Origin of the sequence: Kitasatospora sp. NPDC004615 (assembly GCF_042873545.1) — a bacterium.
In the GTDB taxonomy this organism is placed as follows: domain Bacteria; phylum Actinomycetota; class Actinomycetes; order Streptomycetales; family Streptomycetaceae; genus Kitasatospora.
On record NZ_JBIALQ010000002.1, the window covers coordinates 853,349 to 878,488 of the forward strand.

At 72.4% G+C, this 25,140-nt stretch carries 25 protein-coding genes; 8 read left to right on the forward strand and 17 right to left on the reverse strand.

From position 1 onward, the window contains the following. Positions 1-20: 20 nt before the first annotated feature. From ACFYS8_RS10685 to ACFYS8_RS10695, 3 genes are all read right to left on the reverse strand, one after another. Complete coding sequence (locus ACFYS8_RS10685) at positions 21-248, reverse strand: DUF3263 domain-containing protein (protein ID WP_387638653.1); 228 nt, start codon at positions 246-248, stop codon at positions 21-23. A 57-nt stretch (positions 249-305) separates the two neighbouring features. Next, positions 306-1,568 (reverse strand): extracellular solute-binding protein, encoded by a 1,263-nt coding sequence (locus ACFYS8_RS10690; protein ID WP_387638656.1) that lies wholly within the window; start codon positions 1,566-1,568, stop codon positions 306-308. A 148-nt stretch (positions 1,569-1,716) separates the two neighbouring features. After that, positions 1,717-2,505, reverse strand: a complete 789-nt coding sequence (locus ACFYS8_RS10695) for a DeoR/GlpR family DNA-binding transcription regulator (protein ID WP_387638658.1) — start codon at positions 2,503-2,505, stop codon at positions 1,717-1,719. Between the two features lie 201 nt (positions 2,506-2,706). Between ACFYS8_RS10695 and ACFYS8_RS10700 the strand changes: the two genes are divergently transcribed. The 4 genes from ACFYS8_RS10700 to ACFYS8_RS10715 all read left to right on the forward strand — a co-directional run bounded on the left by ACFYS8_RS10700 (position 2,707) and on the right by ACFYS8_RS10715 (position 6,807). After that, positions 2,707-3,627, forward strand: a complete 921-nt coding sequence (locus ACFYS8_RS10700) for an SIS domain-containing protein (RefSeq protein WP_387638660.1) — start codon at positions 2,707-2,709, stop codon at positions 3,625-3,627. Positions 3,628-3,752: 125 nt separating this feature from the next. Then, a complete protein-coding gene (locus tag ACFYS8_RS10705) occupies positions 3,753-4,685 on the forward strand; it encodes an ROK family protein (protein ID WP_387638663.1) in 933 nt (310 codons plus the stop codon). Further along, entirely contained in the window at positions 4,682-5,857 is a 1,176-nt protein-coding gene (gene nagA / locus ACFYS8_RS10710; protein ID WP_387638666.1) for an N-acetylglucosamine-6-phosphate deacetylase, read from the forward strand. The genes ACFYS8_RS10705 and nagA overlap by 4 nt, the downstream gene beginning before the upstream one ends. A gap of 92 nt (positions 5,858-5,949) precedes the next feature. Beyond that, positions 5,950-6,807, forward strand: a complete 858-nt coding sequence (locus ACFYS8_RS10715) for a ketose-bisphosphate aldolase (protein ID WP_387638669.1) — start codon at positions 5,950-5,952, stop codon at positions 6,805-6,807. 66 nt (positions 6,808-6,873) lie between these two features. On the opposite strand, the gene ACFYS8_RS10720 is transcribed toward ACFYS8_RS10715, so the two are convergent. Together ACFYS8_RS10720 and ACFYS8_RS10725 are read right to left on the reverse strand one after the other, a co-directional pair. Beyond that, on the reverse strand, positions 6,874-7,803 hold the full coding sequence (locus ACFYS8_RS10720; protein WP_387638671.1) for a hypothetical protein: 930 nt from the start codon (positions 7,801-7,803) through the stop codon (positions 6,874-6,876). A gap of 75 nt (positions 7,804-7,878) precedes the next feature. Beyond that, positions 7,879-9,651, reverse strand: a complete 1,773-nt coding sequence (locus tag ACFYS8_RS10725; RefSeq protein WP_387638674.1) for a diguanylate cyclase domain-containing protein — start codon at positions 9,649-9,651, stop codon at positions 7,879-7,881. A 294-nt stretch (positions 9,652-9,945) separates the two neighbouring features. Here ACFYS8_RS10725 and ACFYS8_RS10730 point away from each other — a divergent pair, with 294 nt between their 5' ends. Continuing rightward, complete coding sequence (locus ACFYS8_RS10730; protein ID WP_387638677.1) at positions 9,946-10,494, forward strand: flavin reductase family protein; 549 nt, start codon at positions 9,946-9,948, stop codon at positions 10,492-10,494. A 19-nt stretch (positions 10,495-10,513) separates the two neighbouring features. Here ACFYS8_RS10730 and arfB read toward each other — a convergent pair whose 3' ends face one another. Then, the gene (gene arfB / locus ACFYS8_RS10735; protein WP_387638680.1) at positions 10,514-10,942 is read right to left on the reverse strand and encodes an alternative ribosome rescue aminoacyl-tRNA hydrolase ArfB; all 429 of its coding nucleotides are present in this window, start codon (positions 10,940-10,942) and stop codon (positions 10,514-10,516) included. 62 nt (positions 10,943-11,004) lie between these two features. On the opposite strand from arfB, the gene ACFYS8_RS10740 reads away from it, so the two are divergent. Then, positions 11,005-11,496 carry a hypothetical protein gene (locus tag ACFYS8_RS10740; RefSeq protein ID WP_387638682.1) on the forward strand — a complete coding sequence of 164 codons (492 nt, stop codon included), beginning with the start codon at positions 11,005-11,007 and terminating at the stop codon, positions 11,494-11,496. A 115-nt stretch (positions 11,497-11,611) separates the two neighbouring features. Continuing rightward, positions 11,612-12,187 (forward strand): TerD family protein, encoded by a 576-nt coding sequence (locus ACFYS8_RS10745; protein WP_387638684.1) that lies wholly within the window; start codon positions 11,612-11,614, stop codon positions 12,185-12,187. A gap of 61 nt (positions 12,188-12,248) precedes the next feature. Here the strand turns inward: ACFYS8_RS10745 and ACFYS8_RS10750 are convergent, their stop codons facing one another. The 7 genes from ACFYS8_RS10750 to ACFYS8_RS10780 form a co-directional block, all read right to left on the reverse strand. Continuing rightward, on the reverse strand, positions 12,249-13,268 hold the full coding sequence (locus ACFYS8_RS10750) for a hypothetical protein (RefSeq protein WP_387638687.1): 1,020 nt from the start codon (positions 13,266-13,268) through the stop codon (positions 12,249-12,251). A gap of 125 nt (positions 13,269-13,393) precedes the next feature. Then, the gene (locus tag ACFYS8_RS10755) at positions 13,394-13,891 is read right to left on the reverse strand and encodes a DUF3180 domain-containing protein (protein ID WP_387638690.1); all 498 of its coding nucleotides are present in this window, start codon (positions 13,889-13,891) and stop codon (positions 13,394-13,396) included. Between the two features lie 144 nt (positions 13,892-14,035). After that, positions 14,036-14,635: a 2-amino-4-hydroxy-6-hydroxymethyldihydropteridine diphosphokinase gene (folK, locus tag ACFYS8_RS10760; RefSeq protein ID WP_387638692.1), complete on the reverse strand. Its 600-nt coding sequence runs from the start codon at positions 14,633-14,635 to the stop codon at positions 14,036-14,038. A 35-nt stretch (positions 14,636-14,670) separates the two neighbouring features. Next, a complete protein-coding gene (gene folB, locus ACFYS8_RS10765) occupies positions 14,671-15,030 on the reverse strand; it encodes a dihydroneopterin aldolase (RefSeq protein WP_387638908.1) in 360 nt (119 codons plus the stop codon). Positions 15,031-15,194: 164 nt separating this feature from the next. Continuing rightward, the gene (locus ACFYS8_RS10770) at positions 15,195-15,692 is read right to left on the reverse strand and encodes a nuclear transport factor 2 family protein (RefSeq protein ID WP_387638694.1); all 498 of its coding nucleotides are present in this window, start codon (positions 15,690-15,692) and stop codon (positions 15,195-15,197) included. A gap of 2 nt (positions 15,693-15,694) precedes the next feature. Next, on the reverse strand, positions 15,695-16,561 hold the full coding sequence (gene folP, locus ACFYS8_RS10775) for a dihydropteroate synthase (protein WP_387638697.1): 867 nt from the start codon (positions 16,559-16,561) through the stop codon (positions 15,695-15,697). A 199-nt stretch (positions 16,562-16,760) separates the two neighbouring features. Then, a complete protein-coding gene (locus tag ACFYS8_RS10780; protein ID WP_387638700.1) occupies positions 16,761-18,602 on the reverse strand; it encodes a phosphatidylglycerol lysyltransferase domain-containing protein in 1,842 nt (613 codons plus the stop codon). A gap of 391 nt (positions 18,603-18,993) precedes the next feature. Between ACFYS8_RS10780 and ACFYS8_RS10785 the strand changes: the two genes are divergently transcribed. Beyond that, positions 18,994-20,178, forward strand: coding sequence for an alpha/beta hydrolase (locus tag ACFYS8_RS10785; protein ID WP_387638702.1), 1,185 nt, complete (start codon positions 18,994-18,996; stop codon positions 20,176-20,178). 27 nt (positions 20,179-20,205) lie between these two features. Here the strand turns inward: ACFYS8_RS10785 and folE are convergent, their stop codons facing one another. The 4 genes from folE to tilS form a co-directional block, all read right to left on the reverse strand. After that, the gene (folE, locus tag ACFYS8_RS10790) at positions 20,206-20,811 is read right to left on the reverse strand and encodes a GTP cyclohydrolase I FolE (protein WP_387638704.1); all 606 of its coding nucleotides are present in this window, start codon (positions 20,809-20,811) and stop codon (positions 20,206-20,208) included. A gap of 114 nt (positions 20,812-20,925) precedes the next feature. Continuing rightward, on the reverse strand, positions 20,926-22,968 hold the full coding sequence (gene ftsH, locus ACFYS8_RS10795) for an ATP-dependent zinc metalloprotease FtsH (RefSeq protein ID WP_387638706.1): 2,043 nt from the start codon (positions 22,966-22,968) through the stop codon (positions 20,926-20,928). A 221-nt stretch (positions 22,969-23,189) separates the two neighbouring features. Next, complete coding sequence (gene hpt, locus ACFYS8_RS10800) at positions 23,190-23,744, reverse strand: hypoxanthine phosphoribosyltransferase (RefSeq protein WP_043915585.1); 555 nt, start codon at positions 23,742-23,744, stop codon at positions 23,190-23,192. Between the two features lie 63 nt (positions 23,745-23,807). Next, on the reverse strand, positions 23,808-24,953 hold the full coding sequence (tilS, locus tag ACFYS8_RS10805; RefSeq protein WP_387638708.1) for a tRNA lysidine(34) synthetase TilS: 1,146 nt from the start codon (positions 24,951-24,953) through the stop codon (positions 23,808-23,810). Positions 24,954-25,140: the final 187 nt, after the last annotated feature.

The window sequence follows — 25,140 nt, forward strand, 5'->3', positions numbered from 1 at the left end:
GGCGGGCCCTGATCGCGTCACTACCGGGCGTCACGCCGCCCCTGCCGCACCCGCCGCAGCCGGTTGACCAGGACGGGTGCGTGGGCGAGTGCCTCCGGCCGGTCGAGCAGGGCGTTGAGCAGCTGGTAGTAGCGGGTGGCGGAGATGCCGAGTTCCTGCCGGATCGCCTGTTCCTTGGCGCCGGCGGTCCGCCACCCGCGTGCTTCCAGTTCGAGTACCGCCCGGTCGCGGTCGGTCAGTTCGGCCATGCGTCCAGGCTAAGCACCAGGACCGTCAGCCCCCGGCCGGGCGCCGCGCCGCGGCCGTCAGCCCTTGCGGGCCCGCGACGCCTCGGCCGCGGCGGCGGACTGGAGGTCGCCGAGCACGTCCGTCGTGCCGGGCCGCACGGCCTCGCCGATGCGCTGCTTGAGCATGCTGGAGACCTTGTCCCAGGACGGGTCGCCGAGCGGGTAGAAGTTGGCGCTCGGCAGCGCGTTGAGGAACTCGTTGAGGTCCTTGTGCCCGGGGTTGGCGGACATCTCCTCGAGGGTGTCCTGGGTGACGGGCAGCATGTTGTACTGCTCGTCGAACTTGATGGTGTTCTCCTTCGTGTAGGCGAAGTCGAGGAACTTCTTGATCTCCGCCCGGTGGCCGTTCGCCTTGAACGCCATCACCCAGTCGGCGACGCCGAGGGTCGAGGGCTTGACGCCGGTGTCCTTGCGCGGGATCACCGCGGTGCCGTACTGAATGTTCCCCGCGACGGCCTTGCTGATCAGCCCGGGGTGGCCGTTGAGCATGGCGGCCTTGCCGGCCCCGAAGTCCGCGAACGCGGCCTTGCGGTCGACCTTGGCCGGGTCGTCGTAGGTGAGGCGCTTCTCGACCAGGTTGGTGCGCAGCCAGTTGAAGGTGGCGCGGTTCGCCTGGCTGTCGATGGTGTAGTTGCCGGCGACGTCGGAGAGTCCGCCGCCACCGCTCATGGTCCAGATCATCGCCTCGCCCTGGGCCTCCTCGGGGCCGAGCGGCAGCGCGTACGGGATGACGCCGGGGACCCTGGCCTTGATCAGTTCGGCGTCGCGGCGGACGTCGTCCCAGGTGACGGGCGGGTTGGCGATGCCGGCCTTGGCGAAGATGTCCTTGTTGTAGAAGAAGACCCGGCTGGAGGAGATGAACGGGATGCCGTACTGGCTTCCGAGCACCTGGCCGGCCTTGGCGAAGGAGTCGAGCAGGTTGACCTGGGTGCGGTTGGAGAGCACGTCGCCGGCCGGGTAGAGGCGGTTGGCGGCGACCTGCTCGGCGTAGCCGCCGGTCTGCGCGATGTCGGGGGTGTTGCCCTTGGCGATCAGGTCGGCGAGGTGCTTGTCGATGTCGTTCCAGCTGACCACGTCGACCTTGACCTTGATGCCGGCGTTGGCGGCCTCGAAGCGGCGGGCCAGGTCGTTCCAGTAGACCGAGCTGGAGTTGGCCTCGTTGTCGCCGTAGTCGGCTGCGACCAGGTTGAGCGTGACACCCCCCGACATGTCCAGGACTCCGCAGCCGGTGAGCAGCAGGGATCCGACGATGGGCAGGGGGAGCAGCGCTGATCGCTTCACGGATGGACCGCCTTCGTAAGGGTTACAGCGTGACCCTGACAGGCGTCCGACGGCCCGGTCCAGGCTTGTCGGAACGGAGTTAACGAAGTGTCACATCCAGTTGCGCTCAGTGTGACGGACCATCAGAAACTGTCCGATTATAGGACGTTCACGCCTTCAGAACGGTGACCCCTGCGTCGGCGAAGGCGGCCGCCACCGGGTCGGGGACCTGGTCGTCGGTGACCAGGATGTCCACCCGGTCCAGGCCGCAGATCCGGGCGAAGGCGCGATGGCCCAGCTTGGAGGAGTCGGCGGCCACCACCACCCGGCGGGCCCGCTCGGCGAGCAGCCGGTTGACCGCCGCCTCGCCCTCGTGGTGGGCGGTGGCGCCGTGCTCGGCGTCGATCGCGTCCACGCCCAGCACCGTGGTGTCCAGGGTGAGTTCGCCGAGCACCTGGGCGGCCAGCGGGCCGATCAGCTCGTACGACTGCGGGCGGGCGACGCCGCCGGTGACCACGATCTTCACCTGCGGGCGGACCGTCAGCTCGTTGGCGATGTTGAGCGCGTTGGTGACCACGGTGAGGCTCTGCCCGTTCTCGGGGTGCTCGGCCAGGTCGGGGCGGACGGCGAGGGCGCGGGCCACCTCGGTGGTGGTGGTGCCGCCGTTCAGGCCGACCACTTCGCCGGGCGCGATCAGGCCGGCCACCAGGGCGCCGATCCGCTGCTTGGCGTCGGCGTTGCGGGCGGTCTTGTAGCGCAGCGGCAGATCGTAGGAGACGCTGTGCGCCACCGCGCCGCCCCGGGTGCGGGTGACCATCTGCTGGCGGGCCAGCTGGTCGAGGTCGCGCCGGATGGTCGCGGCCGAGACATTCAGCGCGCCGGCCGCCTCCTCGACGTCCAACTTGCCGTGCTCGGCCAGCAGTTCCAGCAGCGCGTTCCACCGTTCGTACCTGGACACCGTTCCGCTCCTTCCGCGCTCGCCACCGCGCGCCCCGCGGCTCGGTCGGGACAGCTTCGCACACCGCAGTCACGGCGGATGCATTGCGCAATGCTGCGCGAAACAGCTATAAAACAATCAGATTTGCGCACAGCTCGCCCGCTCGCAGGAATGCGCCGCGGGAACGCCGCCGTCCGGTGACAGCCGAAGGAGTCCGCACCCATGCCGCACCCGTCCCTGACCGGCGAGGAGATCGCCACCCAGCCCGAGAACTGGCGCACCGCCGCGGCGCTGGCGGCGAGCGGCCCGGCCGGCCTGCCGCAGCGCGGCGAGCGCGTGGCCGTGGTCGGCTGCGGCACCTCGTGGTTCATGGCACAGGCCTACGCCACGCTGCGCGAGTCCGGCGGCCACGGCGAGACCGACGCCTTCGCCGCCTCCGAGTTCCCGCACGGCCGCCGCTACGACCGGGTGCTGGCGATCACCCGCTCCGGCACCACCACCGAGGTGCTGCGGCTGCTCGCCGACACCGACCTGCCGAGCACCGCGATCACCGCCTGCCCGGACAAGCCGGTGGCCGCGGACGCCGGCCACCTGATCGACCTGGGCTTCGCCGACGAGCGCTCGGTGGTGCAGACCCGCTTCGCCACCACCGTGCTGGCCCTGCTCCGCGCCCACCTGGAGCTGGAGGAGGCCCGCCCGGTGGGCGTCGCCACCGTCGCCGAGGCCGCCGCGGACGCCGAGCGTGCCGTCGCCTGGCAGGTGCCGCAGGAGCTGGTCGAGCTGGAGCAGATCTCCTTCCTCGGCGCGGGCTGGACCAACGGCCTGGCCCAGGAGGCCGGTCTGAAGATGCGCGAGGCCGCGCTGGCCTGGACCGAGGCGTACCCGGCGATGGAATACCGGCACGGCCCGATCTCGATCACCGCTCCGGGCCGCGCCGCCTGGGCGTTCGGCGCGCTGCCGGCCGGTCTGGCGGACGAGGTGGCGGCGGTCGGCGGCCGGCTGGTGGCCGACTCGGGCGCGGGCGGTCTGGACCCGCTGGCCGACCTGGTCCGGGTGCACAAGCTGGCCGTCGCGCTGGCCGCGCACCGCGGTCTGAACCCGGACGAGCCGCGCAACCTGACCCGTTCGATCATCCTCACCTGACCGTCCGCCAAGCCCCCGAAAACCCCCAGGAGTCGGCAAAGAGCGACAAAGCTCACCTCTCAGGACCAGACCAATCGAGCAACTGGACTAGACCTCTTCGACCTGGCCAAGGGAAACTGTCCCCCGTGAAGCACGTCATCGCACTCGATGTAGGCGGCACCGGCATGAAGGCCGCGCTGGTCGCCCAGGACGGCTCCGTGCTGTACGAGGCACGCCGACCGACCGGGCGGGAGCACGGCACCGACGCCGTCGTCGCCACCATCCTCGACTTCGCCGCCGACCTGGCGCAGGAGGGCCGCACCCGCTTCGGTGCCGCCCCCCTCGCGGCAGGCGTCGCCGTGCCGGGAACGATCGACGAGAGGAACGGGATCGCGGTCTTCTCCGCCAACCTCGGCTGGCGGGACCTGCCGATGCGCAAGCTGCTCGGCGAGCGCCTCGGCAACATTCCCGTCGCCCTCGGCCACGACGTCCGCTCCGGCGGGCTCGCCGAGGGCCGGATCGGGGCCGGTCGCGGAGTCGACCGCTTCCTGTTCATCGCGCTCGGCACCGGCATCGCCGGCGCGATCGGCATCCACGGCACGATCGAGGCCGGCGCCCACGGCTACGGCGGCGAGATCGGGCACGTGGTGGTCCGCCCCGGCGGCCCGCAGTGCGGCTGCGGCGCCCGCGGCTGCCTGGAGACCCTGGCCTCCGCCTCCGCGGTGTCCCGGGCCTGGGCCGAGGCCACCGGCGACCCCGAGGCCGACGCCGCCGCCTGCGCGCTGGCCGTCGACGCCGGCGACCCGGCGGCCCTGGTGGTCTGGCAGGACGCGGTGGACGCGCTCGCCGACGGCATCGTGATCGCGCAGAGCCTGCTCGACCCGTCGACGGTGATCGTCGGCGGCGGGCTGGCGGAGGCCGGTGACACCCTCTTCACGCCGCTGCGCGCGGCGGTGACCGAGCGCCTGACCTTCCAGATGCCCCCGAAGGTCGTTCCGGCCATGCTCAAAGACACCGCCGCGTCCCTGGGCGCCGGTTTGCTCGCCTGGGATCTGCTCTCCATGGAGGTGACCGCGTGACCGCGGACCGTACTGCACTGGCCGGAGCCCGACTCGTCGTTCCCGGCGGGGTGATCGAAGGCGGCCGGCTCACGGTCGAGGGGCCGCGCATCGCGGACCTCGGCGGCGAGCGGGCACCCGGCGACCTCGACCTGACCGGGTACACCGTCGTCCCCGGCTTCGTCGACCTGCACGTGCACGGCGGCGGCGGCGCCTCGTACGCGTCCGGCGTGGCCGAGGAGGCCCTCACCGCCGCCCGCACGCACCTGGAACACGGCACCACCACGACGATGGCCTCCACCGTCACCGGCGAGATCGACGAGGTCTGCCGCCAGGCGGCCGTGCTCTCCGAACTCGTCGAGGACGGCGTCCTGGCCGGCATCCACTTCGAGGGCCCGTTCATCTCCCACAACCGGTGCGGCGCCCACCGCCCCGACCTGCTGCGCGACCCCGACCCGGCGCTGGTGCGCAAGCTCGCCGACGCCGCCCGCGGCCACGCGAAGATGTTCACCCTCGCCCCGGAGCTGCCCGGCGGCCTGGAGTCCGTCCGGATGCTCGCCGACCGGGGCATCATCGCCGCCGTCGGCCACACCGACTCCGACTACGCGGTCACCCTGGAGGCGATCGACGCCGGGGCCACCGTCGCCACCCACCTGTTCAACGCGATGCCGGGCATCCAGCACCGCGCCCCCGGCCCGATCGTCGCGCTGCTGGAGGACGAGCGGGTCACCGTCGAGCTGATCAACGACGGCATCCACCTGCACCCCTCGGTGCTCGAACTCGCCTACGGCACCGCCGGTGCCGAGCGGGTCGCGCTGATCACCGACGCGATGGGCGCGGCCGGCATGGGCGACGGCATGTACCCGCTCGGCCCGCTCCAGGTCCGGGTCGAGAACGGCGTCGCCCGCCTCGTCGAGGGCGGCTCCATCGCCGGCTCCACCCTCACCCTGGACGTCGCCTTCCGGCGCGCCGTCACCGTGCTCGGCCTGTCCCTGGACCAGGCCGTCACCTCGCTGTCCACCGTCCCGGCCCGGCTGATGGGCCTGGCCGACACCCTCGGCTCCCTGGAGGCAGGCAAGAACGCCGACCTGGTCGTCCTCGACTCCGACACCTACGAGCTCGCCGCGGTGATGCGCCGCGGTGAGTGGATCGTCGGCGCGGACCGCTTCACCAGGGCCGGCAACCCGGCCTGACCCGACTGGGGTTCGCCCCCGGTCGCTCCCGCCACGGGGAGGGTGAGCAGCGGAACCTGCGCCTCGTTGCTCACCCCACCCGGGAGACCCCCTTGCCGCTCGCCCCTACCTCCGACCTGCTCGCCTCCGCCGCCGCCGACCGGCGCGGACTGCCCGCCTTCAACGTGATCACCCTGGAGCACGCCGAGGCGATCGCCGCCGGCGCCGAAGCCGCAGGCACGCCCGTCGTGCTCCAGCTCAGCCAGAACGCAATCGCCTACCGCGCCGGCCGCCTGCTGCCGATCGCCCGGGCCTGCGCGGAGATCGCCGCCGCCGCCCGCGTCCCCGTCTCGCTGCACCTCGACCACTGCGAGGACTTCGACCTGCTGCGCGCAGCCCCCGCCGCCGGCTTCTCCTCGGCGATGTTCGACGCCTCCGCGCTGCCGCACGACGAGAACGTCAAGGCCACCGCCGAGGCCGCCGCCTGGGCGCACCGCCACGGCCTGCACCTGGAGGCCGAACTCGGCAAGGTCGGCGGCAAGGACGGCGAACCGCCGCTGTCCGCGCACGCCCCCGGCGCCCGCACCGACCCGGCGGAGGCCGCCCGCTACGTCGCCGACACCGCCGTGGACGCACTGGCCGTCGCCGTCGGCTCCTCGCACGCGATGACCTCGCGCACCGCCGACCTCGACCTCGCCCTGATCCGCGAGCTGGCCGCCGCCGTCCCCGTCCCGCTGGTCCTGCACGGCAGCTCCGGCGTCCCCGACGGGCAGCTCACGGCGGCGGTCGCGGCCGGCATGGTGAAGATCAACATCGGCACGGCGCTCAACCTGTCCTACACCGCCGCCGTCCGCGAACACCTGACGGCCCACCCCACCGTCACCGACCCCCGCAAGTACCTCACCGCCGCCCGCGACGCGATGACCCGCACCGTCGAACAACTGGCCCGGGTGGTCCACACCTCGGCCTGACGACACCCGCTGCGGCCCGGACCTACCCGGAGGCCCGGGCCGCGGCCGGCCCATGGTCGGGCCGGATCACCAGCCCTGGGGCTTGGAGGTCCCGTTCGGGGTGACGGCGATCTGGTCGAGCAGGAAGCCGCACTGGTTGCCGGCCTGGCAGGACACCGAGATGGTGTGGTGGCCGGGCTGGGCGACCGTTCCGCTGACCCAGGACGAGTACCAGGAGCTGTCCGGCGGCAGGCCGGGGCTGTAGTTGTTCAGCTTTATAGGGGTGTAGGTGGGCTGGCCGTCGACCGCGACCGTCGCGGTGGCGTTCTGGCCGCTGTTGTTGAAGCGCAGCCAGATCTGGAACTGTCCGGCGGCGGGCATGTCGACGTCCCAGGAGACCGACGCGCCGACCGCGCCGAGGCCGTCGACGTACTTGCCGCCGGCCGCCTTCGCGCCCGCCACCTGGTTCGCGGCCGTGCTGCCTCCGCTGAGCTTCATGCCGGCGGCGTCGGCGACGTCCGTACCGCCGGAGAGCGTGCTCGGGCTGGGCGCCGCGCTGGACGGCGGCGCCGACGAGGTGGGCTCGGCCGGGGCGGACGGGCTGTGCGTGGCGCCGCCGGCCTGGCTCTTGCCGCCGTCCGGGTCGCCGGTGGACAGCGCGACGCCCGCGCCGATGGCGATCGCGGCGACCACCGCGACGGCGCCGATCACGGCGGCCTTGCCGCGGCCGGCCGGCCGGTCCTCGCCGGGCCGGGGCCGGGAGCGCTCGGCGTACCGGGACTGCTGCGGCGGCAGCGCGGTGGTCTCCTGCCCGGGGGCGGCCTGCGGGTAACCGGGGGACGGCGGGGCCTGCGGGTGGACGGGGCGCTCGCCGTAGTTGGCGCGGCCGACCTCCATCGGGCGGCTGTAGCCGGTCCGGGGCCGCTCGGGCGCGGGCTCCTCGCCCTCGGCGGGGCGGTAGAGGTACGCGAACGGGTCGTCCTCGTCCGCGCCGTCGTTGCTGCCGGCCGTCGTCACGGTCAACTCCCCAGGACTGGATGCTCTCGTACCCAGGGCACCCTACCTGCCGTGCTCGAACACGGTGTAAGCGGTTCAGCCCGCCCGGCGGTGCGAGCGCTCGCCGCGCGAGCCGCGGGCCGCGCCGCCGCGGGTGCGCTTCTCGTCGTACATCCGCTCGTCCGCGGAGTGCAGGACCTCGTCGATGCTCATGCCGCAGCCGGCCCAGCCGATGCCGAGGCTGACGCCGACCCGGACGGCCCGGTTGTCGATCCGCATCGGCGGCAGGATGGCGCTGCGCAGCCGCCCGGCGAGCTCCTTGGCCTCCTCGCGGCCGATGGCGTCGGCCAGCACCACGAACTCGTCGCCGCTCATCCGGGCCACCGTGTCGCCCTCCCGGACGACCTGCTGGAGCCGGCGGGCGATCTCGATCAGCACGGCGTCGCCGGCGTTGTGGCCGTAGCGGTCGTTGACCAGCTTGAAGCCGTCGAGGTCGCAGTAGAGGACGGCGAGCCCCTTGTCGGGGCCGGGGCGGCGGTGGCCGTGCCAGAGTTCGCCGCCGGGCGGGTCGGCGGGGACGACGGCGTGCACGTGGTGGGCGGTGGCGGCGTCCTCGTGGAACGCCACGCCGGCCGCGAAGGCCTCCCGGGCGCGGTCCAGGGCGCCGTCGGGCGGCGCGTAGCCGTGCGCGAGGGGGACGGGGGCCACGGGCACCTGCGGGCCGTCCAGGAGGCCGTGGCCGGGCGACAGTGCCTGTCCGTGCGGGCCGGGGGCGGGCAGCGGGGGGCGGGAACAGAGCCGGCGGGCCAGCCGGGCCCGCAGCTCGGCGCCGTTGGGCAGGCCGGTGAGGGCGTCGTGGCTGGCCCGGTGGGCGAGCTGGAGCTCGTGCCGCTTGCGCTCCTCGATGTCCTCGACGTGGGTGAGCAGGAAGCTGGGCCCCTCGGTGGCGTCGGCGACCACCGAGTTGCGCAGGCACACCCACTGGTAACCGCCGTCGCGCCGGGACAGCCGCAGTTCGGCCCGGCCGCCCTCGGCGCTGGTGCGCAGCAGCAGCTCCAGGTCGTCGGGGTGGACCAGGTCGACGAAGCGCTGCTGGCGCAGGGTGGCCCGGGGGCGGCCGAGCAGGCGGCACAGGGCGTCGTTGACGCGGGTGAGCTGGCCGGTGCCGTCGCCGTGCAGTTCGGTGATGGCCATGCCGCTGGGGGCGTACTCGAAGGCCTGCCGGAAGGATTCCTCGCTGGCCCGCAGGGCCTGCTGCTCCTTCTCCAGCCGGGCCAGGGCGCGCTGCATCTCGGCCCGCAGCCGGGCGTTGCCGATGGCTATGGAGGCCTGGAGGGAGAACATCTCCAGCGCTTCGCGGGTCCACGCGCCGGGGCGTTTGCCGCTGCGCGGGCGGTCCACCGAGAGGATGCCGAGCAGGTCGCCGCCGGCGCTGTACATGGGGGCGAGCAGCACGTCGGCGGGGTGCCAGTCGTTGTCGTAGACGGGCATCGGGCCGTCGCCGGTCCAGGTGGGGATGTCGGTGCCGATGGCCCAGCCGCGGTCGTGCGGGATGAAGCGCAGGGTGCCCCAGTGGTCGGCGACCTGGAGCATCCGGTCCCAGGACTCGCGGGAGCCGACCTGGCCGAGCAGGACGGCGGGGCCGCCGAAGGTGCTCTCCTCGATCTCCCAGACGGCGGCGATCACCAGGTCGCCGTCGGGCCGCACCAGGCTGACCGCGGCGGCGTCGAATCCGAGCCCGTGGACCGCTCCCTCGACGACCGCCTGCAGGGTCCCCGCCAGGCTCCGGGCAGCGTTGAGGTCCGCCACGACCCGGTGCAAGGTGCGGAGGGTCGCGAGGCGGACGTAGGGCTCCGACTCGGCTTCCATGCGGGGGCTCCCCGGCTGCTTCGGATGGTCTTGAAAGGTTGTCGTCCGATTGCCAGAAGAACTGAATCACAGCGAGCACTCCGATAGGCACGCTCGGTCAGCAATAGGCTGTCAGTGTGACTCAAATCACATAATGATGAAGTGATGATCGTATTCGGAAACGGCAGGGAACGACAGGACGCCCGCCAGGCGACTTCCGGCGACGCGCCTCCCGTGCGCTCGGCCCAGCGACCGAGCCGACCTACGACCAGGGCCCGATACCGGCACGACCGCCCGGCGACTACCGTGCGGTACGTGTACAGCTCCCCCCAGTCCCCCACCTCCCCCACCGCCCCCGTCGCGGATGCCGGCGCCACTCCCGAGGAGTTCCGCGCCGCCCTCGGCCAACTGGCGGCCGGCGTCTCGCTGGTGACCGTGCACGACCCCGAGGAGGACGAGGACGCGGGCATGACCGCCACCTCGTTCCTGTCGGTGTCGCTGGAGCCACCGCTGGTGCTGATCTCGGTGCGCGAGGACTCCCGGATGGACGACCTGCTCACCCGGGCCGAGACCTGGGCGGTGTCGCTGCTCGGCGAGGAGCACCGCACGCTGGCCTCCCGGTTCGCCATGAAGGGCCGGCTCAGCGACCGCCTGCTGTTCGCCGACGCCGCCTGGCAGCGCGGCCCGCACTCCGGCGCCCCGCTGATCGACGGCGCGCTCGCCACCGTCGAGTGCCGCACCGAGCGGCGCATCCCGGCCGGCGACCACACCCTGGTGCTCGGCCGCGTGCTGGCCGCGCGGGTGCCCGCCCCGGCCGCGAAGCCGCTGGTGTACTTCCGGGCCGGCTACCGCCACCTGGGCTGACGGGGGCAGGCCCCGGCCGTCACTCCGGCTTGATCCGGCCCCGCCCCTGCTTCAGCGTGGCGCGGTGCCGCTTGTTCTCCAGCCGCCGCTCGACCATGCCCCGGCTCGGCTTGGTGGCCCGCCGGGCCTTCGGCGGCGGCGCGGTGGCCTCGCCGAGCAGCGAGGCCAGCCGGGCGGCCGCGATCTCGCGGTTGCGCCACTGCGAGCGGTGCTCGGAGGCGCGCACCACCAGCACCCCGTCGACCAGCCGGGAGGCCAGCCGCTCCAGGGCGCGGTCCTTCCACACCTGCGGCAGCGCGTCGGAGGCCGCCAGGTCCCAGCGCAGCTCGACCTTGCTGTCCGAGGTGTTGACGTGCTGGCCGCCGGGGCCGGAGGAACGGGAGAAGCGCCAGACGAGCTCGGCGTCGGGGACGACCACCGAACCCCGTACGCGCACGGGCTCAGTCATACCGCCATCATCCCGCCCGGGCCCGGCGGCCGTCACCCGATTAACCCGGCACAATGGCGGGCGTGATCGAGCTCGGCTACTCCCTGTCCAACCGCTTCCCCGACCCCCCGCAGACCGACTACCGCACCGCGCCGGTCCGCGCGCTGCGGCACGACCTGTTCGCCGGGGACGTCTACCTGGAGACCGACGACGGCGCCGGCGTGGAGACCCGCTGGAGCTGGGTGCCGGTGCTGGACTTCGCCTGGGCGCTGTGCGACATCGTCGAGCGCCTGGACGAGGACCCGCGCGGCAGCCGGGAGGCCCGGGTGCGCACCGAGGACCTGGACTTCACCCAGAACACCGAACTGCTGCGCTTCGCCCGCCGGTTCGGCTGGGTGGAGATCACCGCCACCTGGCGGCCGGACGACGAGCCGCTGGTGGTCCGGCACGCCGAACTGCGCCGGGAGGCCCGGGACTTCCTGCAGGACGTGCTGGCCGACCTGTTCGAGCTGCACGAGGACCTGGCCGACAATCCGAACATCTGGACCGTGCAGGGCCGGTACCCGCGCATCTGACCCGGCGCCGGGCGGCCGATCGGGGGAGAAATCCGTCCGTCCACGGAGCGGTGGAACCAACGGCCGCCCGTCCCACGTTCTCCGGTCAAAACCGACCGAAGGGACACCACAGACCATGCCCGTGAGCCTCTCCAAGGGTGGCAACGTCTCGCTGACCAAGGAAGCCCCCGGCCTGACCGCGGTCACCGTCGGCCTCGGCTGGGACGTGCGCACCACCACCGGCACCGAGTTCGACCTGGACGCCAGCGCGATCGTGCTGAACGGCGAGGGCCGGGTCTACTCCGACCGCCACTTCGTCTTCTTCAACAACACCAGCACCCCGGACAGCACCGTCGTGCACACCGGCGACAACCGCACCGGCGAAGGCGCGGGCGACGACGAGTCGATCAACGTCAACCTGGCCGCGCTGCCCGCCGACGTCACCCGGATCGCCTTCCCGGTGTCGATCTACGACGGCAACACCCGCGGCCAGAGCTTCGGCCAGGTCCGCAACGCCTACATCCGGGTGCTCAACCAGGCCGGCGGCGCCGAGATCGCCCGCTACGACCTCTCCGAGGACGCCGCCACCGAGACCGCCATGGTCTTCGGCGAGCTGTACCGCAACGGCGCCGAGTGGAAGTTCCGCGCCATCGGCCAGGGCTACGCCTCCGGCCTGGCCGGCATCGCCCAGGACTTCGGCGTCAACGTCTGAGCAGCCGCCGGCACGTGAAAAGGGCCCCCGCTCCGTCCGGAGCGGGGGCCCTTTCGCGTCGTCAGGGGCGGCCGGCCCGCAGCTCGGGCAGCTCCAGCACCTCGGTCTCGTCGTGCACGGTCAGGTCGACCACCTCGACGGGCTCGGTGTCGGACTCCGCGTGCTGGTGGCTCGGCGGCTGCTCGACCGCGCGGTGCGCGGGCTGCGCGGCGTCCACCGGCGCGGCGTCCAGCACCGCGTAGCGCTCGCTGTCGGCCATCGCCTCGTCGCCCACCACGTCCGCCAGGTCGCCGACCGCCGGGGCCGGCGCGGCCGCCCGCAGCGCGGCCCGGGCGGCGCCCGGCCGGCCGAAGAAGCTGAACGCCGCCGCCCGCGGCCGCTGCGGGGCCGCCGGGGCCGCCTGCTCGACGTCCTGCGGGCGCGGGGCGGGCAGCGCCGGGCCGACCGGGCGCAGCGCCGCCGAACCGGTGGCCGGCACCGGCTCGGGCATCCGCGGCCGCAGCTCGACCTGGGCCCGCTCGTCGACCGCGCGACGCGCCTCGGCCGTCACGGCCTGCCGCTCCAGGTGCCGCAGCGCGGCCTGTGCGCGGACGAACGCGGCCGGGGTGGCCGGGTTCTTGGGCCGGGTCGCCTCGAGCGCCCGGCGGGCCGCCTCGGCCTCCTTCAGCGCCTGCTCGGCGACCAGCACCGCGCGCTCGCGCAGCAGCCGGGCGATCTCGGTCTCCGCCTTCGCCAGCCGGGACTTCTCCGCGGTCAGGCGCCGCCCGAAACGGGTGGCCCGCTCCTCGGCGACCTCGGCCGCGTACTCGGCCTCGGCGATCTGCTCCTCGTAGCTCTCCTCGGCGCGCAGCCGGCGCACCATGGCCACCTCGGCGGCGTTCCGGGCGGCCCGGTCGCGCTGCCGCAGCACCAGCGCCAGGCCGACCACCGCGACCACCGCGGCGACCCCGACCGAGCGGGCCACGATCTGATCCGGACTGGCCACCAGCGCGGCCACCGCCGCGACCACGAGCACACCGGAGGCGACCGGTGGCAGCGACCGGCCAAGGACGGAGGAATGACGGTGGCGTCCGCGAGACATGGCTAGAAACTAGCGTGCGAATCGAGGCGCTGTCAGCCTCGGCCCCCATTCCGCCCTTGACACGCCGACAGAAACACGGGCCGCGTACGTCCCACCACGCAGCGCGACCGGATCCGGCGGGGAGATCAGCGCGAGGACGCGGCCGTGCCGCGCGGGTGGTCCGGGTCGTCGTGGTCCTCGGGAAGCTTGCAGATGTGCTGCAGCCACAGCGCCACCGCGATCACCGCCGCGCCGGCCAGCACCGAGAACAGCGCCGTCGCGGCCTGCGCCCGGCGGGCGGCGACCTCCAGCGAGCCGAGCAGGAACACCCCGACGCCCGCGTACACCCCGGTCACCACCGCCGACACCAGCGCACTGGCCTGCCCCAGCACCAGCGCCCGCGCCGCGTGCAGCGGATCGACCCGCTTCGCACCCGGCTGCCGCTCCCGGATCGCCTTCAGCCGCGACCGCAGCGAGATCGCCACGGCCAGCAGCACCACGGCGATCGCCGCCAGCACGAACGGCGCGTACGCGGGTACCCCGGGCAGTGTGCCCAGCGAGTCCCACAGCCGGGCGCCGCCCCAGGACAGCAGCCCCGTGATGGCGGTGATGCCGAGCAGCAGGCGGAGACGGAGCGGCTTCACGCGGACGGGCTTCCTTCCCAGTGGTTCGTCCCGGCCTCTTCACGGCCCGGAGGTCCGGCGGGTCACGGCGACCAGCCCACCGTACCGGCCGGGCCGCACCCGCAGGGAGCTACGCCCGCACCCCGCCGGAAGTTCCCGGGCCGCTCACTCCGGCAGTCGCAGCTGCAGGTCGGCGCGCAGCCGCACGCCCTGGCCCTCGGCCCCGCCGAGGGCCGCCAGCAGCTCCGCGACCGGCCCGTGCCCGGGCACCTCGGCCTGCGGGTCGGCGTCCTGCCACGGCGCCAGCACGAACGCCCGCTCGTGGGCGCGCGGGTGCGGCAGGGTCAGCTGCGGGTCGTCGCTGAGCACGCCCTCGTAGGTGAGGATGTCGACGTCCAGGGTGCGGGAACCCCAGCGGACGGTGCGTTCCCGGCCGAACGCGTCCTCCACGGCGTTGGCCCGCTCCAGCAGGTCCCGCGGCGGCAGCGAGGTGCGCAGCACCGCGACGGCGTTGAAGTAGTTGGGCTGGCCGGCGGGCCCGCCCACGGCGTCCGTCTCGTACACCGCGGACAGCGCGGTCACCCGGACACCGGGGGTGTCCTCCAGCGCGTCGACCGCGCCCTGCAGGGTCTCCAGACGGTTGCCCAGGTTGCTGCCGAGCGCGACCGCGGCGGTCCGCGACTCGTGCAGGGTGGACTCCACGCGGTCCACCTTGCCCTGCAGGTCGAACGTGGTCCGCGTGGCGGTCGGGTCTGTGGTGGCCATGGGAGTTCCCTCCACTCGGGCTCCACCGGACGCCATCAAGCGCGGCTCCGGCGGATCGTGATGGTGACGTCGTCGAACGGGACGGTGATCGGGGCGTCGGGCTTGTGCACGACGACCTCGACCTCCTCGACCACCTCGTGCCGCAGGCACTGGTCGGCGATCCGCTGGGCCAGCGTCTCGATCAGGTCGACCGGGTCGCCCGCGATCGCCGCGGTGACCTCCTCCGCGATCACGCCGTAGTGCGCGGTGCGGGTCAGATCGTCACTCGCGGCGGCCGGACGGGTGTCCAGGAACAGCGTCAGATCGACGACGAAGGTCTGTCCCTCGATCCGCTCCCGTTCGAACACGCCGTGATGGCCGCGGGCACGGAGCCCACGCAGAGTGACGCGGTCCAGCAAAAGAATCACTGCTCCCAGCTGACGGCCCCGCCGCGGCGGGGACCGGCGGGCACCGTCGCCCGCCGCCCCTCGAATCTACCTTCGAGTGCTGACCGCCCCGGACCGCCTCCCCGGCTGCCCACCCGATCGGACCGGCCACCGCGGCCCTTGACGGACGGCCCTCACTCCTCCTCGTCGTCCTCGTCGTCGCCGCTGGTGAGAACCGGCGAACCGTGGTGCGACCACAGCTTCCAGCCGTCCGAAGTACGCCGGAACAGGTTCGTCGACACGACCTTCCCGCCGACCAGCGGCCCCAGTTCGCCCTCCTCCTCGGGCTCCCCGCCGGACAGAATGTTCTCCGTGCAGGTGACGAGCGCCACATCTCCCTGCACGTCCACCTCCACATCCGTCAGGAAGAACTGGATGTACTCGGTGTTCGCCATGATCAGCATGTACGAACGCGTCACCTGGGCCCGGCCGACCAGCATCGGCCAGCCCGGGTGCACGCAGAACACCCCGCCCTTGTCGTCCGCCTCGCCCGGCCCCAGCCAGATCGACTCGACGGCGTCCAAGTCCCCGTTCTCCAGGGCCTCGTACAGCGTCTGATTGGCCGCCAGCACGGCTTCCTCGTCCGGTTCCAGCGCCGCTGCCCGGTCGTTGCCGCTCACTGCCTCCGCCACGCCTACCCCCTCTGCTCCGCCTGCTCCCAGGCCGCGACGACTCGTACGGCGTCAGCCGTGCCGGACACGTCATGCACCCGGACCGCCCAGGCACCCGCCTTCGCCGACAGCACCGAGACCGCCGCCGTGGCGTCGTCCCGCTGCCGCGCCGGGCGCAGCTCCCCGGTTTCCGGGTTGGCCAGCAGCGTACCCAGGAAGCGCTTGCGCGAAGCCGCGACCAGCACCGGCCGCCCCAGCGCCGTCAGCGCGTCCAGCCGGCCCAGCAGCGCCCAGTTGTGCGCACTGGTCTTGGCGAACCCCAGGCCGGGGTCCAGGATCAGCTGATCCTCCTTCACCCCCGCCGCGAGCAGGTCCTCCACCCGGACGGTCAGCTCCCGCACCACGTCCGCGACCACGTCCTCGTACACCGCCAACGCGTCCATGTCCGCCGACTGCCCGCGCCAGTGCATCACCACGAACGGCGCGCCGGTCTCGGCGACCACCCGGGCCATCTCCGCGTCCGCGAGTCCTCCGGACACGTCGTTGACGATCTTCGCCCCCGCCTCCACCGCGGCCCGCGCCACCCCCGCCCGCATGGTGTCCACCGACACCACCACCCCCGCCCGGGCCAGCTCGGCCACCACCGGCACCACCCGGCGCAGCTCCTCCTCCTCCGTCACCCGCAGAGCCCCCGGCCGGGTCGACTCCCCACCCACGTCCACCAGGTCAGCCCCCTGCGCCACCAGCTCCAGCCCATGCGCGATCGCCTTCGCCGGATCCAGCCACATCCCCCCGTCCGAGAACGAATCCGGCGTGACATTCACCACCCCCATCACCGCACAACGGTCCAGGACGGGCAGGCCAGGGAGGTTTTCGCTCATACGACCCATTATCGGTCGCCCCAACAAGGCGCGGGGAAACGGCAGGGGGTGCACCAACAGGGGCGCGGGGAACTGCGCGCAGCGGAAGGCACCCAACCGCAAGATCGCGACGCAGGACAATGACCTGCACTTGATCGCGACCTAGCCGGCGCTCACTCCTTGCCCGCGCAGTTCCCCGCGCCCCTGCTTTCGCACCCCTCCGCGCCCGCTACGCCGCCTTGCCCAGCTGCGCCGGAACCTCCGGCATGAGCCCCTGCCGCTGCCGCTTGCGCCCGAACCGCGGCATGCCGAGCGTGATGAACGCCTCCGCCTGCATCGCGGCGAAGCCGATCCGCGGGAGGTCGCGGGTCTGCTGGTAGACCAGGAACCGGGGCTCCCAGACCGGCTGGAACTTCGCGTTGAACTTGTACAGCGACTCGATCTGGAACCACCGCGACAGGAACACCAGCAACCCGCGCCAGGCCCGCAGCACCGGCCCGGCGCCGATCCGCTCGCCGCGGGCGAGCGCCGAGCGGAACATCGCGAAGTTCAGCGAGACCCGCCGGATGCCCATCGCGCCGACCTCCTGGAGGGCGGCGACGATCAGCAGTTCGTTGAGGCCGGGGTCGGCCTCCCGGTCGCGGCGCATCAGTTCCAGCGAGATGCCGTCGTCGCCCCACGGGACGAAGTGCAGCACGGCCTTCAGGTCGTCGCCGCCGGAAGCGCTCTCCCCCTCCTCGGGGGCCTTGTGCGCCGTGACGACCACGCAGTCGTCGTCGCCGGCGTCGCCGAAGCGGCCGAGCGCCATGGAGAAGCCGCGTTCGGTGTCGGTGCCGCGCCAGCGGGCGGCCGCGTCAGCGATCTGGCGCTTCTCCTCCAGGGTGAGGTCGCCGACCCGGCGGACCTTGCAGGAGTAGCCGTTGCGTTCGATCCGCTTGACCATCTGGCGGACGTTGCGCATGGCGCGGCCGGAGAGCGAGAAGGTGGAGGTGTCGACGATGGCCTCGTCGCCGAGTTCGAGCGCGTCCAGGTCGGCCTCGCGGGTCCAGACCTCACCGCCGACCTCGGAGCAGCCCATGACGGCGGGCACCCAGGCGTGTTCGCGGGCGGTGGTCATGAAGACCTTGATCGCGCCGGGCCAGGCCTCGACGTCGCCGACCGGGTCGCCGGAGGCGAGCATCACGCCGGAGACCACCCGGTAGGAGATCGCGGCCTTGCCGGTGGGCGAGAACAGCACGCTCTTGTCGCGGCGCAGCGCGAAGTAGCCGAGCGAGTCGCGCTTGCCGTGCCGGGCGAGCAGTTCGCGGACCTTGAGTTCGTCCTCGGGGGTGAGCTCGGGTTCGGGCTTCTCGGGGCGCAGCGCCAGGTACGCGGTGGTGAGCGCGGTGACCAGGCCGAGCGCGCCGAGCGAGTAACCGACCAGGTCGCTGATCCGCTCGCTGGTGTAGTGGATCGGGCCTTCGAAGCCGAACAGGCCGTAGCCGACGTGCTCCAGCCGCTGGTACAGCGACGGGTCGCCGATCTCGTACTTCCACCGGACGGAGACGATCGCCATGCCGATCAGCACCGAGACGGTGCCGAGCACGACGAAGTTGAGCGCCGCGCGCCAGCGGGTGCGCGGGTCGGCCTTGGCGTAGAACTCGCGCTGGTGGATCAGCATCACCACGAACAGCGCCAGCGAGATCGCGGCCTGGACGAACTGGTGCCAGCGCAGCATGTGGAGCGCGGCACCGATCGGCAGCAGCACGCACACGGCGCGCCAGGCGCGCCGCTTGCGGCGGCGCAGCGCGTGCGCGAGCAGCACCAGCACCATGCCGACCATCAGGGTGCCGGCGGCGGCGAGCGTGGTGGTGCCGCCGGGCAGCTGACCGGCCCAGGTGTGCATCCGGGTGGCCCGGAACCGGGGGAAGACCGCGGAGGTGATGTCGATCAGGCCGATCGCCAGACAGGCGTACCCGACGACACCCGGCAGCCACTGCCTCGGTACGGCGGAGGCTTGGGACCGGAGCGCCTGCAGCCCCCGCCGGCGGGGCTGGTCGGATGTCGTCTCAGCAGACACGGGAGCGCTCATGGGAACCCAGCCTAGAGGCACCCGGGTGCTGCTCGCGCACCCCGGGCGCCGGGTTGTGATGAACCTTCATGACTGTTCCTTTTTCTGGCAATCCGCACGTCAAGAGGGGTACACCGGGCGGAGGAAGGAGCCCGCCCGGGGCTCGGTTCGAACGGCTGCGCTCATCGGACCGGGGGACGCGGCGGGTACCACCGATGCCGCACCTGTGGCCGCCGGCCCGGCGGTTCGGCGCGATTCCAACCCGTGGACGCCGCATTCTAGGGCGACGGTTCCCGTTCGTGCAGTCATCCGGTCGTACTGGTTTCCGACGCTCGGTCAGACTACCCCCACTCGCATCCGACGGACCGTCAAACAACGTTGACCGAGCGGGAGTCGAGGAGGGCCGGACGGCATGGAGCTGACCAGCCGGACACTGGTGTACGTGCTGACCGTGGTGGGTGTGGCGGCCCTGATCGCCACCCTCTGGCTGTGGCCGCGACTGTCCCGGCAACGGCCGCTTCCGGTGCTGGGGCGACTAGGGCTACTGACAGTCACTCAGGTGGCGGCGCTGTCGGTGCTGCTCCTGTCGGTGAACAACGCCTACGGCTTCTACACCTCCTGGGACGACCTGCTCCGCCCCGGCAAGGCCGCCCCGCTGGCCCTGAACACCGGGCGCTCCCCCGGCGCCGCCCCCGAGAGCGACAAGCTGGTGCAGCCGACCACCGACGGCGGTCTGGAGACGGTCAAGGACGTGCTGCCGGCCGGGCCGCCCGAGCAGGTCGGCCGGGTCGACTCGGTGCGGCTGACCGGCACCGAGTCCGGTCTGTCGGATCAGATGTTCGTCTATCTGCCGCCCGAGTACTTCAACCCTCGCTACAACCGCGAGCACTTCCCGGTGCTGGTCGCGCTGGCCGGCTACCCCGGCCCGACGCTGCACCTGGTCGAGGACCTCCAGCTGCCACAGACCGCCGCCGAACTGCAGCGCACCGGACAGATGGCCCCCACCGTGATCGTGATGGCCCGCCCCACCGTCGCCCCGCCGCGGGACACCGAGTGCGTGGACGTGGCGGGCGGCCCGAAGACCGAGACCTGGTTCGTCAAGGACGTGCCGGCCGCGCTGCGCTCCGCGTACCGGGTGGGCCGTACGGCGGAGTCCTGGGGCGTGTTCGGCTACTCCACCGGCGGCTCCTGCGCGCTGCGGCTGGCGATGCGTCACCCCGACGTGTACCGGAACGCCGCCGGGATGCACCCGGACTACGTCGTCCCGAACGACCGGTGGACCGACGGCGACCTGTTCGGGGGCGACGCGGACGCCGCCAAGCACGCCGACCTGAACTGGCGGCTGAAGAACCTGCCCGCACCGGCCTCGACCCTGCTGGTGGTCTCCACCCACGCCGAGGACGACTACCCGGCGACCGAGAAGTTCCTCAGCGCCGCGAAACAGGCCGCCGACGGCCACCCGGAATTCCTGATCGACTCGCTGCTGCTGCCGGACGGCGGCCACACCTTCGACACCTGGCGCCGCGAACTGCCGGCCACCCTGGAGTGGCTCAGCGACCACCTCGCACCCCCGCAGGACCGCGAACCGCGGCCCTGACGGGGGCGTCCCTCCCCGGTACTGCCGCTATCGCCCGATGATGAGGCTCATCGCCTCGGCCCGGGTCGCGGGGTCGCGCAGCTGGCCGCGCACCGCCGAGGTGACGGTGGTGGCGCCCGGCTTGCGGATGCCGCGCATCGACATGCACATGTGCTCGCACTCGATCACCACGATGGCGCCGCGCGGCTCCAGGATCCGCATCAGCGCGTCCGCGACCTGGCTGGTGAGCCGCTCCTGCACCTGGGGGCGGCGGGCGAACACGTCGACCAGCCGGGCCAGCTTGGACAGGCCGGTGATCTTGCCGCTGACCGCGGGGATGTAGCCGACGTGCGCGACGCCGCGGAACGGGACCAGATGGTGCTCGCAGGTGGAGTACACCTCGATGTCCTTGACCAGCACCATCTCGTCGTGGCCGAGGTCGAAGGTGGTGGTGAGCACGTCCTCCGGCTGCTGCCACAGGCCCGCGAATATCTCCCGGTAGGCGCGCGCGACCCGGGCGGGGGTCTCCAGCAGGCCCTCCCGGTCCGGGTCCTCACCGACGGCGATGAGCAGTTCGCGGACGGCGTTCTCGGCCCGCTTCTGGTCGAACTCGCGGACGGGGAACTCACCGTCGAGCGTCACCGGATCGATCATGCGTGCCTCGCTGCTCGTCAAAGGGGAAAACAGTGTCCGTGCAGCACGAATGCCGCGCCTCCAGGGTACAAACCCCGGAAACGCGGCATCCATTCCGAACAGGTGCTCGGTCGATCAGCTCTCGACCTGGCCGCCGTCGGCCGGCGGCAGCTTCACGGTGTCGACCGGGCTGTCGTTGCCGGAGACGGCGCCGTTGCTCAGCGCCAGCTCCTTCGGCGACTGCACCGGCGGCCGGGTGGACGGGGTGCGGCGGGCCGAGCCGGTCCACGCCGGACGCGGGGGACGCTTGATGACCGGAGCGAAGACCTCGGCGATCTGCTCCTTGTTCAGCGTCTCCTTCTCCAGCAGCTCGAGGACCAGGTTGTCGAGCACGTCGCGGTTCTCGACCAGGATCTCCCAGGCCTCGTTGTGCGCGGTCTCGATCAGCTTCTTGACCTCTTCGTCCACCAGCCCGGCGATCTCCTCGGAGTAGTCGCGCTGGTGGGCCATCTCGCGGCCCAGGAAGGGCTCGGAGTCGGAGGTGCCGAACTTGATCGCACCCAGGCGCTCGCTCATGCCGTACTGGGTGACCATGGCCCGCGCGGTGGCGGTGGCCTTCTCGATGTCGTTCGAGGCGCCGGTGGTCGGGTCGTGGAAGACCAGTTCCTCCGCCGCCCGGCCGCCCAGCATGTAGGCGAGCTGGTCGAGCATCTCGTTGCGGGTGGTCGAGTACTTGTCCTCGTCCGGCAGCACCATGGTGTAGCCGAGCGCGCGGCCCCGGGACAGGATGGTGATCTTGTGCACCGGGTCGGAGTAGTTGCAGGCCGCCGCGACCAGGGCGTGACCGCCCTCGTGGTACGCGGTGATCTTCTTCTCCTTGTCGGACATGATCCGCGAGCGCTTCTGCGGACCGGCCACGACGCGGTCGATCGCCTCGTCCAGCATTAGGTTGTCGATCAGCTTCTTGTCGGAGCGCGCGGTGAGCAGCGCCGCCTCGTTCAGCACGTTCGACAGGTCGGCACCGGTGAAGCCGGGGGTGCGCTTGGCGACGGCCGACAGGTCGACGTCGGGCGCGATCGGCTTGCCCTTCTGGTGCACCTTGAGGATGTCCAGCCGGCCCTGGAGGTCCGGGCGGTCGACGGCGATCTGCCGGTCGAAGCGGCCGGGGCGCAGCAGCGCCGGGTCCAGGATGTCGGGGCGGTTGGTGGCGGCGATCAGGATGACGCCACCCTTAACGTCGAAGCCGTCCATCTCGACCAGCAGCTGGTTGAGGGTCTGCTCGCGCTCGTCGTGACCGCCGCCGAGACCCGCACCGCGGTGCCGGCCGACAGCGTCGATCTCGTCGACGAAGATGATCGCCGGGGCGTTGGCCTTGGCCTGCTCGAAGAGGTCGCGGACCCGGCTGGCGCCGACACCGACGAACATCTCGACGAAGTCCGAACCGGAGATCGAGTAGAACGGGACGCCCGCCTCACCCGCGACGGCGCGGGCCAGCAGGGTCTTACCGGTACCGGGCGGGCCGTACAGCAGCACACCCTTGGGGATCTTCGCGCCGACCGCCTGGAACTTGGCCGGCTCCTGCAGGAACTCCTTGATCTCGTGGAGTTCCTCGACGGCCTCGTCGGCGCCCGCGACGTCCGCGAAGGTGGTCTTCGGGGTGTCCTTGGTGAGCAGCTTGGCCTTGGACTTGCCGAACTGCATGACCCGGGAGCCGCCGCCCTGCATCTGGTTCATCAGGAACAGGAAGACCACGACGATGATCACGATCGGCAGCATCGAGAACAGCAGGCTGACGAAGGTCGACTGCTTCTCGGGGCTGACGGTGTAACCGTCCGGGATCTGCCCGCCGGCGTACTTGGTCTGCAGGTTCTTGGCCAGATCGGCGGCCTGAACGTCGCCGGTGTAGGAGGCCTGGAAGCGGCTGCCGGACGGCGACTTGCCGTTGGCGCCCGGCTTCAGCTTCTGGTTGTCCTGCAGCTGGATCTTGATGAGGTTCGAGTCACCGGTGGTGAGCTGCGCCGACTTCACCTGGTTGTTGTCGATCGCGCTGATGATCTGACCGGTGTCCGCAGTCTTGTAGCCGCTCGAGTCCGAGACGAGCTCCATCAACGCGAACACGGCGAGGGCGGCCAGCACGACCCACATGATCGGCGCACGGAAGTATCGCTTGACGTCCATCCATGCGGGGCGTCACCGCCCCGTCCCTCCTGCCATTCAACGGGCGCTGGTCGGCCGTGGGCCGTGGCGCATCCGATATGTGCTCGTCAGACGAGCGGTTGATTGGACCGTACCGCAGCGGCCCCCGCTCACGACGGGATCACACCACGGTGCAGCCTATTTTCCTACCCCCGCACAACGGGCGGGAACAAGGCACTGTTCCCACCCATCGCCCGAACGGTTCAGCCCCCGTAGACGTGCGGGGCCAGGGTGCCGATGAACGGCAGGTTGCGCAGCTTCTCCGCGTAGTCCAGGCCGTAGCCGACCACGAACTCGTTGGGGATGTCGAAGCCGACGTACTCGACGTCGATCTCCACCTTGGCGGCGTCCGGCTTGCGCAGCAGGGTGCACACCTTCAGCGAGGCCGGGCCGCGGGAACCGAGGTTGCCGAGCAGCCAGGACAGCGTCAGGCCGGAGTCGATGATGTCCTCGACGATCAGCACGTCGCGGCCGGCGATGTCGGTGTCCAGGTCCTTCAGGATGCGCACCACGCCCGAGGACTTGGTGCCCATGCCGTACGAGGAGACCGCCATCCAGTCCATGGTCACCTGGCTGTGCAGGGTCCGGGCCAGGTCAGCCATCACCATCACGGCACCCTTGAGGACGCCGACCAGCAGGAGGTCCTTCCCGGCGTAGTCCTGGTCGATCCGCGCGGCCAGCTCCACCAGCTTGGCGTCGATCTCGTCCTTGCTGATGAGCACCTTCGCGAGGTCTGCGCCCATGTCGTTCTGGTCCACCGGGGATACGTCCTCAAACGTTCGGGGTCTGGGTTCGGCGGCGGCGGTACGACTGGTTCGTGCTCAGTCGCCCTGCCGCCGAAACACCAGCGTGCCACACCGGCGCACGGCTTCGACGCCCCCGGGTAGGTGCAGGGGGCCCTGGCCGCGCCAGCCGGTGACCAGCAGGTCCACGGTTTCCAGGTGGCGGGCGAACAGGTCGCCGGCCGGGCAGCCCGCGCGCAGGGCCGCGCGACGCAGCACCCGACGGCGCACCGCGGGGGGCAGTTCGGAGAGCTTGCCCACGTCGAGGGCCTCGTCGGGGCCGCGCAGGTCGCGTTCGGCGAGGGCCGCCCACTGGTCCAGCGCGTCCGCGTCGTCGCGGAACAGCCGGGCGGTGCGGGCAAGCGCCTCCACCACTCCGCCGCCGAGGTGCTTCTCCAGGACCGGCAGCACCTCGTGGCGGACCCGGGAGCGGGTGTAGGCCGGGTCGGCGTTGTGCGGGTCGTCCCAGACCGGGATGGACTGCGCGGAGCAGGCCTGCCGGGTGGCGGCCCGGTCGAGCTCCAGCAGCGGGCGGCGGTAGCGGCCCTTCTGTGCGGGCATCCCGGCCAGCGAACGGGCGCCGGAGCCGCGGGCCAGGCCCAGCAGCACCGTCTCGGCCTGGTCGTCGCGGGTGTGGCCGAGCAGGACGGCGAGCGCGCCGTGGCGTTCGGCGGCGGAGTCCAGCGCGGCGTAGCGGGCCTCCCGGGCGGCGTTCTCCGGGCCGCCCTCGCGGCCGACGTGCACCGCGACCGCCTCCACCGGGTCCAGGCCCAGTTCGCGCAGCCGGACGGCGACCTGTTCGGCGCGTTCCGCGGAGCCGTCCTGCAGGCCGTGGTCGACGGTGACGGCGCCGACCCGCAGGCCGAGCTTGGGGGCCTCGAAGGCGGTGGCGGTGGCCAGGGCCATCGAGTCGGCGCCGCCGGAGACCGCGACCAGCACCAGCGGGGAGCCGGGGGCGGCCGGGGTGCGGGGCAGGCCGGAGGGGTGGCGGCGGGCATTACCGATCAACGTGCCGGGCACCGTGGCGGTGGTGGCAAGCGCGGGCAGCGGGGCGGCCTGCGCCGGCGGCGCGGTGCGGACGGCGCGCACCGGCTCTCCGGGGGTGACGCCCGCCTCGGCGGCGAGCTCAGCGAGGGTACGGCGGACGGCGAGGCGTATCGCCGCGACAGCGGGGTGTGGGCCCATGGTTGGCACTCCTTGGCGGAGGGAGGGTACGTCGGCCGCCTGTCAGCTCTCTGTCACCAGGCGCTCACAGATGGTCGCAGAATCCGGCCACCGCCCACGCCCTCCGCGCCAACGGCGGATCCACGGTCCCACGTACGGGTGAATGGAGAAACGTTACGTCTGCCGCCAGGTGTACGACTCGCCCGGT